The sequence below is a fragment of the Bradyrhizobium sp. Leo170 genome, from assembly GCF_004296405.1.
Taxonomy (GTDB): Bacteria; Pseudomonadota; Alphaproteobacteria; order Rhizobiales; family Xanthobacteraceae; genus Bradyrhizobium.
In genome coordinates this window covers 1-14,944 of record NZ_PSRR01000076.1, presented here as the reverse complement: position 1 = coordinate 14,944, position 14,944 = coordinate 1, and the positions used below count along the sequence as shown (strand labels likewise).

At 63.7% G+C, this 14,944-nt stretch carries 14 protein-coding genes and 1 pseudogene; 3 read left to right on the top strand and 12 right to left on the bottom strand.

The features are described from left to right. Positions 1–17: 17 nt before the first annotated feature. The 5 genes and pseudogenes from atpD to CWO89_RS15580 all read right to left on the bottom strand — a co-directional run bounded on the left by atpD (position 18) and on the right by CWO89_RS15580 (position 5,021). Entirely contained in the window at positions 18–1,460 is a 1,443-nt protein-coding gene (gene atpD / locus CWO89_RS15600; protein WP_130579678.1) for a F0F1 ATP synthase subunit beta, read from the bottom strand. Positions 1,461–1,486: 26 nt separating this feature from the next. Next, positions 1,487–1,888 (bottom strand): organic hydroperoxide resistance protein, encoded by a 402-nt coding sequence (locus CWO89_RS15595; RefSeq protein ID WP_130579677.1) that lies wholly within the window; start codon positions 1,886–1,888, stop codon positions 1,487–1,489. A 15-nt stretch (positions 1,889–1,903) separates the two neighbouring features. Beyond that, positions 1,904–2,780: pseudogene (locus tag CWO89_RS15590) on the bottom strand (F0F1 ATP synthase subunit gamma). A 151-nt stretch (positions 2,781–2,931) separates the two neighbouring features. Then, positions 2,932–4,461 carry a F0F1 ATP synthase subunit alpha gene (atpA, locus tag CWO89_RS15585; protein ID WP_130579676.1) on the bottom strand — a complete coding sequence of 510 codons (1,530 nt, stop codon included), beginning with the start codon at positions 4,459–4,461 and terminating at the stop codon, positions 2,932–2,934. Next, complete coding sequence (locus CWO89_RS15580; protein WP_028166250.1) at positions 4,461–5,021, bottom strand: F0F1 ATP synthase subunit delta; 561 nt, start codon at positions 5,019–5,021, stop codon at positions 4,461–4,463. Before CWO89_RS15580 ends, atpA begins: the two co-directional genes overlap by 1 nt. A gap of 619 nt (positions 5,022–5,640) precedes the next feature. Here CWO89_RS15580 and CWO89_RS15575 point away from each other — a divergent pair. Next, positions 5,641–6,150 carry a septal ring lytic transglycosylase RlpA family protein gene (locus CWO89_RS15575; protein WP_130579675.1) on the top strand — a complete coding sequence of 170 codons (510 nt, stop codon included), beginning with the start codon at positions 5,641–5,643 and terminating at the stop codon, positions 6,148–6,150. A gap of 235 nt (positions 6,151–6,385) precedes the next feature. Here the strand turns inward: CWO89_RS15575 and CWO89_RS15570 are convergent, their stop codons facing one another. Then, positions 6,386–8,593 (bottom strand): primosomal protein N', encoded by a 2,208-nt coding sequence (locus CWO89_RS15570; protein WP_130579674.1) that lies wholly within the window; start codon positions 8,591–8,593, stop codon positions 6,386–6,388. Between the two features lie 160 nt (positions 8,594–8,753). Between CWO89_RS15570 and CWO89_RS15565 the strand changes: the two genes are divergently transcribed. Continuing rightward, entirely contained in the window at positions 8,754–9,725 is a 972-nt protein-coding gene (locus tag CWO89_RS15565; RefSeq protein WP_130579673.1) for a tyrosine recombinase XerC, read from the top strand. A 145-nt stretch (positions 9,726–9,870) separates the two neighbouring features. Next, positions 9,871–10,461, top strand: coding sequence for a DUF4337 domain-containing protein (locus tag CWO89_RS15560; protein WP_130579672.1), 591 nt, complete (start codon positions 9,871–9,873; stop codon positions 10,459–10,461). A 93-nt stretch (positions 10,462–10,554) separates the two neighbouring features. Here the strand turns inward: CWO89_RS15560 and CWO89_RS15555 are convergent, their stop codons facing one another. From CWO89_RS15555 to odhB, 6 genes are all read right to left on the bottom strand, one after another. Next, positions 10,555–11,085, bottom strand: a complete 531-nt coding sequence (locus tag CWO89_RS15555) for a hypothetical protein (RefSeq protein WP_130579671.1) — start codon at positions 11,083–11,085, stop codon at positions 10,555–10,557. 74 nt (positions 11,086–11,159) lie between these two features. Next, positions 11,160–12,560, bottom strand: a complete 1,401-nt coding sequence (gene lpdA / locus CWO89_RS15550) for a dihydrolipoyl dehydrogenase (RefSeq protein ID WP_130579670.1) — start codon at positions 12,558–12,560, stop codon at positions 11,160–11,162. 15 nt (positions 12,561–12,575) lie between these two features. Further along, positions 12,576–12,866 carry a DUF2442 domain-containing protein gene (locus tag CWO89_RS15545; protein WP_130579669.1) on the bottom strand — a complete coding sequence of 97 codons (291 nt, stop codon included), beginning with the start codon at positions 12,864–12,866 and terminating at the stop codon, positions 12,576–12,578. Next, the gene (locus CWO89_RS15540; protein WP_130579668.1) at positions 12,859–13,113 is read right to left on the bottom strand and encodes a DUF4160 domain-containing protein; all 255 of its coding nucleotides are present in this window, start codon (positions 13,111–13,113) and stop codon (positions 12,859–12,861) included. Before CWO89_RS15540 ends, CWO89_RS15545 begins: the two co-directional genes overlap by 8 nt. A gap of 25 nt (positions 13,114–13,138) precedes the next feature. Beyond that, entirely contained in the window at positions 13,139–13,885 is a 747-nt protein-coding gene (locus CWO89_RS15535; protein ID WP_130579689.1) for an SDR family oxidoreductase, read from the bottom strand. 71 nt (positions 13,886–13,956) lie between these two features. Beyond that, the coding region (gene odhB / locus CWO89_RS15530; protein WP_130579667.1) for a 2-oxoglutarate dehydrogenase complex dihydrolipoyllysine-residue succinyltransferase at positions 13,957–14,944 on the bottom strand (988 nt) is incomplete at its 5' end.

Here is a 14,944-nt window from a genome sequence, read left to right as displayed (position 1 = left end):
TATTCGCCATTCGCCCCTTAAGCTGCTTCGGCAGCCAGCTTCTTGCCCTTCTCGACCGCCTCTTCGATGGTGCCGACCATGTAGAAGGCAGCCTCCGGCAGGTGGTCGTACTTGCCTTCGCACAGGCCGCGGAAGCCCTTGATGGTGTCGGCGAGCTCGACGAACTTGCCCGGCGAGCCGGTGAAGACTTCGGCAACATGGAAGGGCTGCGACAGGAAGCGCTCGATCTTGCGGGCGCGGGCCACCGTCAGCTTGTCCTCTTCCGAAAGTTCGTCCATGCCGAGGATGGCGATGATGTCCTGCAGCGACTTATAGCGCTGGAGCACCTGCTGCACCATGCGCGCGGTGTTGTAATGCTCCTCGCCGACGACCAGCGGCGACAGCATGCGCGAGGTCGAGTCGAGCGGATCCACCGCCGGGTAGATGCCCTTCTCCGAGATCGCGCGCGACAGCACGGTGGTGGCGTCCAAATGGGCGAAGGAGGTCGCCGGCGCCGGGTCGGTCAAGTCGTCGGCCGGCACGTAGATCGCCTGCACCGAAGTGATCGAGCCCTTCTGGGTGGTGGTGATACGCTCCTGCAGCGCACCCATGTCGGTCGCAAGCGTCGGCTGGTAACCCACCGCCGACGGGATGCGGCCGAGCAGCGCCGACACTTCGGAGCCGGCCTGCGTGAAGCGGAAGATGTTGTCGACGAAGAACAGCACGTCCTGACCCTGGTCGCGGAAATGCTCGGCCACCGTGAGGCCGGTGAGGCCGACGCGCGCGCGTGCGCCCGGCGGTTCATTCATCTGGCCGAACACCAGCGCGCATTTCGACTGCACGCTCGGATCGGGATTGCGCGGGTCCGCGTTGACCTTGGACTCGATGAACTCGTGATAGAGGTCGTTGCCTTCGCGGGTGCGCTCGCCGACGCCGGCGAACACCGAGTAACCGCCGTGGGCTTTCGCGACGTTATTGATCAGCTCCTGGATCAGCACGGTCTTGCCGACGCCGGCGCCGCCGAACAGGCCGATCTTGCCGCCCTTGGCGTAAGGCGCGAGCAAATCGACGACCTTGATGCCGGTGACGAGAATTTCCGCCTCGGTCGACTGGTCGGTATAGCTCGGCGCTTCCTGGTGGATCGCACGCACGTCTTCGGCCTTGATCGGGCCGGCTTCGTCGATCGGCTCGCCGATGACGTTGATGATGCGGCCGAGCGTGCCGACGCCGACCGGCACCCTGATCGGCTCGCCGGTATCGGTCACTTCCTGCCCGCGCACCAGACCTTCGGTCGTATCCATCGCGATCGTCCGCACGGTGGATTCGCCGAGATGCTGCGCCACCTCGAGCACGAGACGGCTGCCGCCGTTCTTGGTTTCCAGCGAGTTGAGAATCGCCGGCAGGTGGCCCTCGAACTGGACGTCGACGACGGCGCCCATAACCTGGGTGACGCGACCGATCTGGTTGGCTGCTATAGCCATTTACTCTGTCTCCTTCGATCCGAATTTCAGACCACGGTCAGCTTGACCGGGATATTACCTTTGGTGGCCTTCGAATACGGGCACACCGTGTGAGCTTCCTCGACCAGCGCCTGGACCTTGGCCTTGTCCGCGCCTGGGATTGAAACCTTGAGTTCGACGGCGAGCGAAAAGCCGCCATCAGTCTTGAGCGTCACGTCGGCGGTGACCTTTGCCGCCTGGCCGTCGACGCCATGGTTCTTGGCGACCACGAGGATGGCCTGGCCAAAGCAGGCCGAATAGCCCAGCGCAAAAAGCTGCTCGGGATTGTGGCCGTCGCCGGCGCCGCCCAATTCCTTCGGCAGTGCCATTGCGAGCGCCAGCCCGCCATTGTCGAGCATGGAGCGGCCGTTGCGTCCGCCCTTGGTGGTAGCCGATGTGACGTAAGCCATTTCGCGCTCCCTTGGTTAGACCGCCTCGGCGCCGGAAATGATTTCGATCAGTTCCTTGGTGATCATCGCCTGACGGGTTCGGTTGTAGACCAGCGTCTGCTTGCGGATCATTTCGCCGGCGTTGCGGGTCGCGTTGTCCATCGCGCTCATCTGTGCGCCGTAGAACGAGGCGTTGTTTTCGAGAAGTGCGCGGAAGACCTGCACCGCGAGGTTGCGCGGCAACAGATTGGCGAGGATCTCGTCCTCTTCCGGCTCGTATTCGTAAGCGGTCGCAGCGCCGCCGTTTCCGGCCGGCGTTTCCACCACCAGTGGAATGACCTGCTGCGCGGTCGGGACTTGCGCGATCACCGATTTGAACTGCGAATAGAACAGCGTGCAGACGTCGAATTCGCTGGCATCGAAGCGCGCCAGCACTTTCTTGGCGATGTCCTCGGCATTGACGAAGCCGAGGTGCCGCACCGTGCGCAGGTCGATATGCTCGACGATCTGCCGTTCGAACAGGCGGCGAAGCTGCTCATAGCCCTTGCGGCCGACGCAGAAGAATTTGACTTCCTTGCCCTGACCGAGCAGCGACAGCGCGTGCTCGCGCGCCAACCGCACGATCGCGGAGTTGAACGCGCCGCAAAGGCCACGTTCGCCGGTGCAGACCAGGAGCAGATGCACCTGGTCCCTGCCCGTCCCGGCGAGCAGCGCCGGCGCCGGGCGAGCCTGCGGCGGCGCTGGCGATATTGCCGATCACGGCGCCCATCTTGTCTGCATAGGGCCGAGCGGCCTCGGCAGCGGTCTGCGCGCGGCGCAGCTTTGACGCCGCCACCATCTGCATGGCCTTGGTGATCTTCTGCGTCGCCTTGGTCGAGGCGATGCGGACCCGCATGTCTTTCAGTGACGCCATTCTTCGTCCACCCCGGCGATCCGATCGGGCGATCCGACCGCTAGCCTATCCCATTGTTCCGCCCGGCGCCTGCGCCGGGCATCCGCTTCTCGTCAGCCGGGAGCCACAGGCGCGAAGACCAGCTTCGCACCTTGTCCGGCCGCGACGACGTTTAGGCAAACGTCTTGGCGAAACCTTCGACCACGTTCTTCAGCTTGGCGGCAACGTCGTCATTGAGGTCGCGGCTATCGCGGATCGCGTCGAGGATGTCGGCATTCTTGCCGCGCAGCAGCGACAGCAGGCCATCCTCGAAGGCGCGCACCTTGTTGAGCGGCAGCGGATCGAGATAGCCGTTGGTGCCGGCCCAGATCACGCAGACCTGCTCTTCCATCTTCAGTGGCGAGAACTGCGGCTGCTTCAACAGTTCGGTCAGGCGCGAGCCGCGGTTGAGCAGGCGCTGGGTCGAGGCGTCGAGGTCGGAGCCGAACTGCGCGAACGCCGCCATTTCACGGTACTGCGCGAGCTCGCCCTTGATCTTGCCGGCGACCTTCTTCATCGCCTTGGTCTGCGCCGACGATCCGACGCGCGACACCGACAGACCGACGTTCACCGCGGGGCGGATGCCCTGGAAGAACAGGTCGGTTTCCAGGAAGATCTGGCCGTCGGTAATCGAGATCACGTTGGTCGGGATGTAGGCCGACACGTCGTTGGCCTGGGTTTCGATCACCGGCAGGGCGGTCAGCGAGCCCAAACCGTGCTCCTTGTTGAGCTTGGCGGCGCGCTCGAGCAGGCGGGAGTGCAGATAGAACACGTCGCCCGGATAGGCTTCGCGGCCCGGCGGGCGGCGCAGCAGCAGCGACATCTGGCGGTAGGCGACGGCCTGCTTCGACAGATCGTCATAGATGATGACCGCGTGCATGCCGTTGTCGCGGAAATATTCGCCCATCGTGCAGCCGGTGAACGGCGCGATGTACTGCATCGGCGCCGGGTCCGATGCGGTGGCGGCAACCACAATGGAGTATTCCAGCGCGCCCTGCTCTTCGAGCACCTTCACGAACTGCGCGACGGTGGAACGCTTCTGGCCGACCGCGACGTAGACGCAATACAGCTTGATGCTCTCGTCCGGCTGGGCGTTGAGCGGCTTCTGATTGAGGATGGTATCGAGCGCGATCGCGGTCTTGCCGGTCTGGCGGTCGCCGATGATCAGCTCGCGCTGGCCGCGGCCGATCGGGATCAGCGCATCGATCGCCTTCAGGCCAGTCGCCATCGGCTCGTTCACCGACTTGCGCGGAATGATGCCCGGCGCCTTCACGTCGACGCGCATGCGCTTGTCAGCCTGGATCGGACCCTTGCCATCGATCGGGTTGCCGAGCGCATCGACGACGCGGCCGAGCAGGCCCTTGCCGACCGGCGTGTCGACGATGGCGCGGGTGCGCTTGACGGTCTGGCCTTCCTTGATCTCGCGGTCGGCGCCGAAGATCACGATGCCGACGTTGTCGTTTTCGAGGTTGAGCGCCATGCCGCGGGTGCCGTTCTCGAACTCGACCATTTCACCGGCCTGGACGTTGTCCAGCCCGTAGACGCGGGCAATACCGTCACCGACCGACAGCACCTGGCCGACTTCGGTGACCTCGGCCTCCTGGCCGAAATTCTTGATCTGGTCCTTGAGGATCGCGGAAATTTCCGCGGCGCGGATGTCCATCAGCCTGCCTCTTTCATCGCGTGCTTGATCGAATTGAGTTTGGTGCGAAGCGAACTATCCACCATGCGGCTACCGACCTTGACCACAAGGCCGCCGATGATGGAGGGATCGATCTTCACGTTGAGCGCGACGTCCTTGCCCGTCACCGACTTCAGTGCGGCCTTCAGCGCGTCGAGATTCTTGTCATTGAGCGCTTCCGCGACGGTGACCTCGGCGGTCGCCTCGCCCTTGAAGTTCGCCACCAGCGCGTTGTAGGCGCGGATCACGTCCGCGACCGCAAACAAGCGGCGATTGGAGGTGAGCACTTTCAGGAACTTGGCGGTGATGCCGGAAATGCCGGCCTTGTCGAGCACCGCGGAGAGCGCCTTCAATTGCGCTTCAGCGGAAAACACCGGGCTGCGGACGAGGCGCTTTAGATCGGCGCTCTCATTCAGAAGGGCATTGAATTTATCGAGATCGGACTTCACGGCATCGACGGACTTTTCGTCGCGAGCCAGATCAAACAGGGCCGTTGCGTAACGACCGGCAACTCCCGAAACGGACGGATCTTCAGCAGCCACAGACGCGCTCTTTTTTGCTGTCAAATTCGCAAGGGAAAAACCGTCGCCGCTGCAGCGGCGCCTAGCGATCCAAGCCCTTGGAATTCAAGCGGGACTTCGATTTTCGACCGACACGCGGAGTGCCGGGATCGTTAAAATCGCGGCTTTGCTAGCATGGCAGGCGCGCAGGTGCAACATGACGTCACATGTAGGTGATGCCTTGTCGCACGGCCGCAACGAAGCGCCGCGAGGACCTTGCCGAGCAAAATTCTGCGCGCAGGAATTTTAGCCGCCAGGCAGGGAGGCCGCCGATCGTTCCGTTGGCAGTCGCATGCCAGGCCAGAGTTCCTGCAAAGGAACAAAACCGCCGCTTGCTCTCCATTTCGTGATTACTTGCGGAAACCTTTCCTAGACGTAAATCAACAGTATTCGTAAGTATTCATTTGGTTAAAATTTGGTTAAGGCCGAAGACTAGGGGAAGCTGTCGGGCGGGCCCCGGCAGTAACAAGATATTTCAGCCTGATACATTCCGAATTTACTGCCCAATTCATGCCTCATTGCGAAATCACACGGCTTTCGTCAACGAAGGGACGGGGGTTCCATTTGCCGCGTCCGTGGCAATACTGCTTGAGGGTCTTGAATGCTGAAATACAAGAAGTCGGCTCGGGGCAACGCAACCCGGTCGTCGCGCGCGGCGCTGGCTGTCGTCGCCGCAACTTTCCTGGTTGGTGGCAGCATCACCGAAGCGTCGGCTAAATCCCGGCACCACCATCATCGCTATCACCACCATCATCACCAGGCCCGTGCCGCAACCGACGGTGCGTCCTCGCGCGATGCCAATGCGGCGTTCACGCCCAGCACCGGCGGCCGCAGCTTCTCGGGCGTAGCGTCCTTCTACGGCAACGAATCCGGCAGCCGCACCGCCTCCGGTCAGCGCTTCAACCAGAACGCCATGACCGCAGCCCATCGCAGCCTGCCGTTCGGCACCAAGCTGCGCGTGACCCATGGCGGCCGCAGCGTGATCGTCACCATCAATGATCGTGGCCCGTTCATCCGCGGCCGCGTGCTCGATCTCTCCACGGGCGCCGCCCGTGCCATCGGCCTGACTGGTTCCGGCGTCGGCCGTGTCACCGCCGAGGTCGTCTCTTAAAGGCGTCCTTCAGGCGCCGTTTCCGACCAGTTTCGGTAAGCGTTGCGTAGAGTACGGTCGCGGAACTTTCCGCGCACCGATGAGGGCCTGCCGTCAGAAGTGACGGCAGGCTTTTTCACGCGCCCTCCCCCGTCATTGCGAGCGAAGCGAAGCAATCCATCTCGCCGCTTGTGGAGACATGGATTGCTTCGCCGCTTCGCGTCTCGCAATGACGGCTGAGGCTCCGGAACAAGCTTTACAAGAAGCTCTGCGGATCGACGTCGACCTCGAGCTTGAGGTTCCCCGTGGTCTTCGGCCCGGCCGCCAGCCATTCGCGCAAGTACTGCGACAGATCGACCGAGCGCAGCGACTTCACCAGCAGGCGGAAGCGATAGCGGCCCTTGATCACCGCAAGCGGCGCCTCCGCCGGGCCGAGCACCTGGATGCGCTCGTCGAGCGGCGCGACCGAGGCCAGCTTGCGCCCAAAGCCTTCCGCCGTGGGCCGGTCGCCCGCCGAGATAATCAGGCTCGCCAGTCGCCCGAACGGCGGATAGCCGGTGCGTTCGCGCGATTCGATCTCGCTGGCGTAGAACGCTTCGCGGTCATTGGCGACCAGCGCCTTCATCACGGGATGTTCGGGCTGATGGGTCTGCAGATACCCGACGCCGCGGCCCTGGTCGCGGCCGGCGCGCCCGATCACCTGGTTGAGGAGCTGGAACGTGCGCTCGGCCGCGCGCGGATCGCCATTGCCGAGGCCCAGATCTGCATCGACGACGCCGACCAGGTTGAGGCGCGGGAAATTGTGGCCTTTCGCCACAAGCTGGGTGCCGATGATGATGTCGACGCGACCTTCGGCGATCTCGTTGAGCTCGCTGCGCATGGTCTCGATCGAGGTGATGAGGTCGCTGGAGAGCACCATGGTGCGCGCGCCGGGAAACAGCGCCGCGGCCTCTTCCTGCAGCCGCTCAACCCCCGGACCGACCGCCACCAGCGATTCCTCCGCTGCGCAATGCGGGCAGATGTTCGGGCGCGGCATCGAGAAGCCGCAGTGGTGGCAGACCAGGCGCTGGCGGAAACGGTGATCGACCAGCCAGGCGTCGCAGATGGTGCAGGCAAAGCGGTGTCCGCAGGCGCGGCACAGCGTCAGCGGCGCATAGCCGCGGCGATTGAGGAACAATAGCGCCTGCTCGCGCCGTTCCACCGCGTAACGGATCTGCTCGGCGAGCCGCGGCGAGATGAAGCGGCCACGCGCAGGCGGCTCGCGCCGCAGGTCGATGGCCTCGATCGTCGGCATGTGCTGGCCGCCGAAGCGCGAGGGCAGTGCAATGCGCTGATAACGCCCCTTGCGCGCATTGACCTCGCTCTCGATCGACGGCGTGGCGGAGGCGAGCACGATCGGGATCTTGGCGATATGCGCGCGCACGACGGCCATGTCACGGGCATGGTAATGCGCGCCGTCGTCCTGCTTGTAGGCCTGGTCGTGCTCCTCATCGACGATGATGAGCCCGAGATTGGCATAGGGCAGGAACAGCGCCGAGCGCGCGCCGACCACCACCGGCGCCTCTCCGCCCGAGATCGCTGCCCAATTGCGGGCGCGGGTGCGCGGCGAGAGCTCGGAATGCCACTCCAGCGGACGCACGCCGAAGCGCTGCGCGAAGCGATCGAGGAACTGGCCGGTCAGCGCGATCTCCGGCATCAGGATCAGCGACTGCCTGTTACGGCGGATATTTTCGGCGATCGCCTCGAAATAGACCTCGGTCTTGCCCGATCCAGTGACGCCATCGAGCAGGGCCACATGAAAACTGCCGCTCGCCGCCAGCGTCCGCATCGCATCGGCGGCGGCGCGTTGCTGGTCTGAGAAGTCCGGCTGCGCGTAATCCGGATCGGGCATGGGCGGCGCTGGTGGCGGCGGCATCGGCTCGACCGTCAAGGTGCCCTCATCGACGAGGCCATCGATGACGCCACTGCTCACGCCGGCTTCCCTCGCCGCCTCCGACTTGCCATGCAGCAGGCGGTCCGCGAGCACGTCGATCACCCGCCGCCGTGCCGGCGTCATGCGCCGCGGCGGCTCTCCGACCAGCCGCACGCCCAGACGCATCCGCTCAGGGCCGAGATTTTCGCCCATGCGCAGCGTCATCCGCAGCACCATGCCGCGCGCGGACAGCGTGTAATTAGCAACCCAATCGACGAGCGCGCGCAGCTCCGGTTTCAGCGGCGGCAGGTCGAGCTTCTCGCTGACATCCTTTAGCCGGTTGTGCAGCCGCGGATCGGGCTTTGCGTTTTCCGCCCACACTACCGCCATCACCTCGCGCGCACCGAGCGGCACGGCGACGACATCGCCGGCCTTCAGATCCATGCCGCGCGGCACGCGATAGGAATAGGTCTGGTCCAGCGCGACCGGGACCAGCACATCGACCATGGAGGTCGGCGTGATAGAGGAAGCGTGGCTGCGCGCAGTATCCATTCAGGGGATCAAGAGTTCCGATTGCTCGACTTGGAGGTAGACTTGGAGGTTAGAGCGGCCGGCGCAAGTTAGCGAACGGTAAACGAAAGCGATGCGATATAATGGCTTAAACCATCGCCTCCAAGACAGGTCCGTCAAGACAGGTCCATAAGACAGGTCCATGGCTAAAGCGCTTCCCGCCGTTCCCTTGATCGAACTCGACTGCGCCGACGAAACCGTCACGCAAGAGATGGCGCACTGGCTATCGCATCTGCGTGCCGAACGGCGATTGTCGCCGAAAACACTGGAGGCCTATGCTCGCGATGTCCGCCAATGCCTCGCCTTTCTCGCCCAGCACTGGGGCACGCAGGTGACGCTAAAGGGTTTTGCGGCGATGGAAGCCACCGATATCAGGGCGTTCATGGCGATGCGCCGCGCCGACGATATCGCCGGGCGTTCGCTGATGCGGGCCTTGGCGGGCCTGCGCTCGTTCGGCCGGTTCCTCGAGCGCGAAGGCAAAGGCAAGGTCGGCGCTCTCTCCGCGATTCGCGCACCCAAGGTTGCAAAGAGCCTGCCGAAGCCCATCCACGTGGCAGCGGCAAAACGCTTTGCCGATGCCGACGAGCGCGCCGGCGAGGCCCGGGAGACCTGGGTGCTGGTGCGCGACGCCGCCGTGATGGCGCTGCTCTATGGCTCGGGCCTGCGCATCTCCGAGGCGCTCGGCTTGAAACGTCGCGACGTGCCGAAGCCCGGCGAAGGCGACGTGCTGGTCGTGACCGGCAAGGGCAACAAGACCCGCATGGTGCCGGTGCTGCAAAACGTGTTGCAGCTCATTGCCGACTACGCGGCGACCTGCCCGCATCCGCTGCCGCCCACCGGCCCGATGTTCGTCGGCGCCCGCGGCGGCCCCTTGAGCCCGCGCATCATCCAGCTCGCCATGGAGCGGCTGCGCGGCGCGCTCGGCCTGCCCGACAGCGCCACTCCGCACGCGCTACGGCATTCGTTCGCGACCCATCTGCTCAGCCGCGGCGGCGATTTGCGGGCGATCCAGGAATTGCTCGGCCACGCATCGCTCTCGACGACGCAAATCTATACCGGCATCGATTCGGAGCGGCTGCTGGAGGTCTATCGCTCCGCGCATCCGCGGGGCTAATTCCGCTTCTGTCTTGACGCGTTTTCCTCATGCGAGGGGCGATGCCGGGTTCATCCTGACACGCTCGCGTCACATCCGCTTGGCACTTGCGTAAGCGATGTCGTTTCGGCAATCGTGACGGCGGGTCATATCGGAGAGGGGAATCATGAGCGCACATGAGAGTATGGAGCATGCCGAGCACGCCGAGCATGCTTCCGGCGAGAACAAGAAGATCGCGCTGTTGATTGCCGTGATCGCGCTGTTCCTGGCGCTCTCGGAGACGCTGGGCAAGGGGGCGCAGACCGAATCGATCAGCAAGAACGTCGAGGCGTCGAACCTGTGGGCGTTCTTCCAGGCCAAGAGCATCCGCCGCACCGCAGTGCAGGCGGCCGCCGAGCAGGCCAAGCTCACTCTTGCCACCACAACAGACGATGCCGTCAGGGCGACCATTCAGAAGCAGATCGAGGACTGGCAGAAGACGGCGGCGCGCTACCGCTCGGAGCCCGAGACCGGCGAAGGCACCGAGCAGCTCGCCGAACGCGCCAAACATGCCGAGCATCAGCGCGACGAGGCGACGGCAAAATACCACCACTTCGAGATCGCCTCCGCCGCCTTCCAGATCGCGATCGTGCTGGCATCGGCGACCATCATCACCGGCATCCTCGCGCTGGCCTGGATTTCAGGCCTACTGACGCTCGCGGGCATCGTCATCACCGCGCTGGGCCTGTATTCGCCGCATCTGCTGCATCTGCATTGAGTCGATCAATGCGTCGATACGCGGGTCCATAGGATTGTCATGCCCCGCGAAAGCGGGGCATCCAGTAAGCCGCGGCGATGACGGCAGAGAGAATCACCGCGCTTGGTGCACGCTCCTGCGAAAGCGCGCGATCAGCCGGAACGTTCGCGCCGACCAGCCGTTGCCGTCGCCGCGCAGGATCTCAAGGATACGCTGCTTGATCGGATCGACCAGCGCGGCCGCTTTCGCCCGCATCCTCAGCACGAAATCATAGAGCGCCTCGAACCAGGGCATCTCCAGAAGCTTCGGCCGGGTCACGTCGAAGATGAAAGCGGTGACGCCAACGCCGAGAAACTTTGCGAACAGGATGGTGCCGATCGCGCTCATCCAGTGCTCATGGGCGAGCAGCCAAAGGCCGACCAGCTTCAGCGGAAACAGCGGGATCACCGGCACGATGAACACGATCAGCGTCATCGCCGGCGACAGCGAATCGACCCGATCGGCAAGCCACTGCTTGAACGCGCGCAGCGGGATCATCGCCACCACGCGCGCGACGATCGGCTCGAGATGGTCCCAAAGCCACGCCTCGATCAGGAAGATGATCGCGAGCAGGACCCAGAAAGGCTGAAGCAGGCGGCGCAGCATCTGTTGTCTCGACCCCGGCCAGATTTTACCTTTGAGCATAATCCTATACGGATCCTGCCCAGGCCCGGCGTCGATCACATATGGATGGCCCGCTTGCCGACCGCAAGCGCGGCTTCCTTGATCGCCTCGGAGCGGGTCGGATGGGCGTGGCAGGTGCGCGCCAGATCCTCGGCGGAGCCGCCGAATTCCATGAGAACCGCGGCTTCATGGATCATTTCGCCGGCTTCGCGGCCGATGATGTGCACGCCAAGCACCCGATCGGTCTTCGCATCTGCGAGAATCTTGACGAATCCCTCCGTGGTCTGGTTGACCTTGGAGCGGCCGTTGGCGGTGAACGGGAATTTGCCGACGGTATAGGCAATGCCGGCCTGCTTGAGCTCTTCCTCGGCCTTGCCGACCGAAGAGACTTCCGGCGTGGTATACACGACGGCTGGGATAACGTCGTAATTCACATGGCCGGCCTGGCCCGCGATGATCTCGGCAACCGCCACGCCTTCATCTTCCGCCTTGTGGGCCAGCATCGGCCCGGCAACGACGTCGCCGATCGCATAGATGCCTTTCACGGTGGTCGCGAAATGCGGGTCGATCTGGACGCGCCCGCGATTGTCGAGCGCAACGCCCGCTTCCTTCAGGCCGAGACCTTCGGTGTAAGGCACGCGGCCGATCGAGACCAGCACCACGTCGGCTTCGATCGTTTCCGAAGGCCCGCCCGCGGCGGGCTCGACCTTGGCCAACAGCGTCTTGCCTGAGGTATCCACGGCGGTCACCTTGGTGCCGAGCTTGAACGCAAAGCCCTGCTTCTCGAGGATGCGCTGGAACTGCTTGGCGATCTCGCCATCCATACCGGGCAGGATGCGGTCGAGGAATTCGACCACCATTACCTCCGCGCCGAGGCGCTTCCACACCGAGCCGAGTTCGAGCCCGATCACGCCGGCGCCGATGATCAAGAGCCGCTCCGGCACTTTCTCCAGCGACAGCGCACCGGTCGACGACACGATGCGCTTCTCGTCGATCTCGATGCCCTTCAGCCGCGCGATATCGGAACCGGTGGCAATGACGATGTTCTTGGTCTCGACCGTCTGCGCCTTGCCATCAGCGGAAACCTCGACCTTGCCCGCGCCAAGGATTTTCCCGCTCCCCTTCAGCACGTCGATCTTGTTCTTCTTCATCAGGAAGTCGACGCCCCTGACATTGCCATCGATGCCCTGCTGCTTGAAGTTCATCATCGAGGGCAGGTCGAGTTTCGGCGCCGCTACGCTGACGCCCATCTTGGCGAAGGAATGCGCGGCTTCCTCGAACATCTCGGACGCGTGCAACAGCGCTTTCGACGGCATGCAGCCGACATTGAGACAGGTGCCACCGAGCGTCGCGTTCTTCTCGACGACTGCGACCTTCATGCCAAGTTGCGCCGCGCGCACCGCGCAGACATATCCACCGGGGCCGGTGCCGATGACGACGAGATCATAAGAGGCCATGGAAAACTTTCTATTTCAGCTTGCGAGATGAAGGAGATTGGCTTGGCGTTCGGCGCGCTGGCGCAAGGAGTCCGATCCGAAGTCGATTTCGTCACCCTCGTCATCGACCCAGAAAATCTTGTAGCCATGCTCTTCGAGCTTGAGATCGCCGAAGCGGGCGGGATTTGCGCGAAGGAATTCGAACATTTCGCCTTTGCTCAGCAATGGTCGCAGATCAACAACGCCGGCAAAACCGTCTTTCCAGACGACCTTGACCACACCGAATATGACTGGCTCTGCACTTTGCATTGCGACGATGTCAGTCATTGATCTTCTCCGGCTTGCGAAGCTCTTCAACCGCTGTCCAGGCGTTCATAAGTTCCGGCTGATGTCGGGCCGCCCACGATAGCACACGGTTGAGTTTCGCGGGAGGCAGCGAGCCACGCAAAACCTTGTTGGTACGAATCTCAATCTGAGCGATGAATTCCGCGAAACGGGCATGGAAGTGAGGCGGTGGATGCTCGTCCGGATAGAACTCGATCTTCACCCCGTCGACAATCGCCACCACAGGCACGACCGTTCTCCGTCACGAGCATGTATTAGCGGCCGCCTGAGACATCAAGGATGGCGCTTGTCACATATGAAGCCTCGTCCGACATCAGCCAGACGATAGCGTTGGCGATTTCTTCCGATGTGCCGACGCGCTTCATTGGCACCATGTGAGCGAGGCGATGGGCGCGATCGGGTTCACCGCCGGAGGCGTGGATGTCAGTGTCGATCAAGCCCGGCCGGATCGCCGCGACGCGAATGCCTTCTGCCGCGACTTCATAGCCAAGGCCGATGGTGAAGGAATCCACCGCGCCTTTCGACGCAGCATAGTCGACATAGGTGTTGGGCGAGCCGAGCTTAGCCGCGACCGACGACAGGTTGACGATGACGCCGCCCTTGCCGCCGTTGCGCGTCGACATCCGCTTCACCGCCTCGCGCGCGCACAGAATGCTGCCGGTGACGTTGACTGCCATCATGCGCTGGATGCGCTCAGCCGACATATTCTCGACCCGCATCGACGGCCCGACGATACCGGCATTATTGACCAGCGCGCCCAGCGTGCCGAATTCATCGGCCGCCTTGAACAGCGCGAGGATGTCCGCTTCGCTGCCGACATCGCATTTCACCGCGATCGCCTTGCCGTTGCTGGCCTCGATCGCGGAGACGACTTCGTTGGCAGACGCTTGGTTGCTGGCATAGCCCACAACCACACGAAAGCCTCGGGCCGCCGCGGCGATGGCGGCGGCCCGGCCGATGCCGCGGCTGCCGCCGGTGATGACAACGACATTATCCGTCACATTCGCCCCTAAACGTTCACGCAACACCGTCTCGGCGGCCGAACGAGTTCAGCCGCCGTGCGAAAGCAAGATCAGAGATCCAGCACCAGCCGCGCCGGGTCTTCCAGGCTTTCCTTGACGCGCACCAGAAAGGTCACCGCTTCCTTGCCGTCGATGACGCGGTGATCGTAGGACAGCGCCAGATACATCATCGGGCGGATCTCGATCTTGCCGCCGACCACCACCGGGCGCTCCTGGATCTTGTGCATGCCGAGGATGCCGGATTGCGGCGCGTTCAGGATCGGCGTCGACATCAGCGAGCCATAGATGCCGCCATTGGTGATGGTGAAGGTGCCGCCCTGCATCTCCTCGATCTTGAGCTGACCATCGCGGGCCCTGCGGCCGTAATCGGCGATCGATTTCTCGATCTCCGCGATCGACTTGGTGTCGCAGTCGCGCACCACGGGCACGACCAGGCCCTTGTCGGTGCCGACGGCGATGCCGACATGGTAGTAGTTCTTGTAGATCAGGTCCGTGCCGTCGATCTCGGCGTTGGCCGCCGGGATCTCCTTCAAGCCCTGCACGCAGGCCTTGGTGAAGAAGCCCATGAAGCCCAGCTTGACGCCGTGCTTCTTCTCGAACGCGTCCTTATACTGAGCGCGCATTGCCATGACGTGGCTCATGTCGACCTCGTTGAAGGTCGTCAGCATCGCCGCCGTGTTCTGCACATCCTTCAGCCGCCGCGCGATGGTCTGGCGCAGCCGCGTCATCTTCACGCGCTCTTCGCGCGCGGCATCATCCGCCGGTGACGGCGCACGCACCTGCACGGAAGCCGCCGGCTGAAAGACCGGCGTCGGCGCGGAAGCCGCCCGCTCGATCGCCGCCAGCATGTCGCCCTTGGTCACGCGGCCATCCTTGCCGGAGCCCGGCACGGTGGAGGCATCGATCCCGCTTTCAACCGAGAGCTTGCGCACCGACGGCGCCAGCGGCGTATCGGCAGGCAGTGCCTTCGGTGCTGATGGCGCAGGAGCAGGTGCGGCGGCAGCAGGGGGAGGCGGCGGTGCAGCCGCGGGCTTGGCC

What these genes read in the sequence shown, in the direction of transcription:
- atpD (WP_130579678.1), bottom strand. Translation starts at nt 1,460, where the DNA reads ATGGCTATAGCAGCCAACCAGATCGGTCGCGTCACCCAGGTTATGGGC.
- CWO89_RS15595 (WP_130579677.1), bottom strand. Translation starts at nt 1,888, where the DNA reads ATGGCTTACGTCACATCGGCTACCACCAAGGGCGGACGCAACGGCCGC.
- atpA (WP_130579676.1), bottom strand. Translation starts at nt 4,461, where the DNA reads ATGGACATCCGCGCCGCGGAAATTTCCGCGATCCTCAAGGACCAGATC.
- CWO89_RS15575 (WP_130579675.1), top strand. Translation starts at nt 5,641, where the DNA reads ATGCTGAAATACAAGAAGTCGGCTCGGGGCAACGCAACCCGGTCGTCG.
- CWO89_RS15570 (WP_130579674.1), bottom strand. Translation starts at nt 8,593, where the DNA reads ATGGATACTGCGCGCAGCCACGCTTCCTCTATCACGCCGACCTCCATG.
- CWO89_RS15565 (WP_130579673.1), top strand. Translation starts at nt 8,754, where the DNA reads ATGGCTAAAGCGCTTCCCGCCGTTCCCTTGATCGAACTCGACTGCGCC.
- CWO89_RS15560 (WP_130579672.1), top strand. Translation starts at nt 9,871, where the DNA reads ATGAGCGCACATGAGAGTATGGAGCATGCCGAGCACGCCGAGCATGCT.
- CWO89_RS15555 (WP_130579671.1), bottom strand. Translation starts at nt 11,085, where the DNA reads ATGCTGCGCCGCCTGCTTCAGCCTTTCTGGGTCCTGCTCGCGATCATC.
- lpdA (WP_130579670.1), bottom strand. Translation starts at nt 12,560, where the DNA reads ATGGCCTCTTATGATCTCGTCGTCATCGGCACCGGCCCCGGTGGATAT.
- CWO89_RS15545 (WP_130579669.1), bottom strand. Translation starts at nt 12,866, where the DNA reads ATGACTGACATCGTCGCAATGCAAAGTGCAGAGCCAGTCATATTCGGT.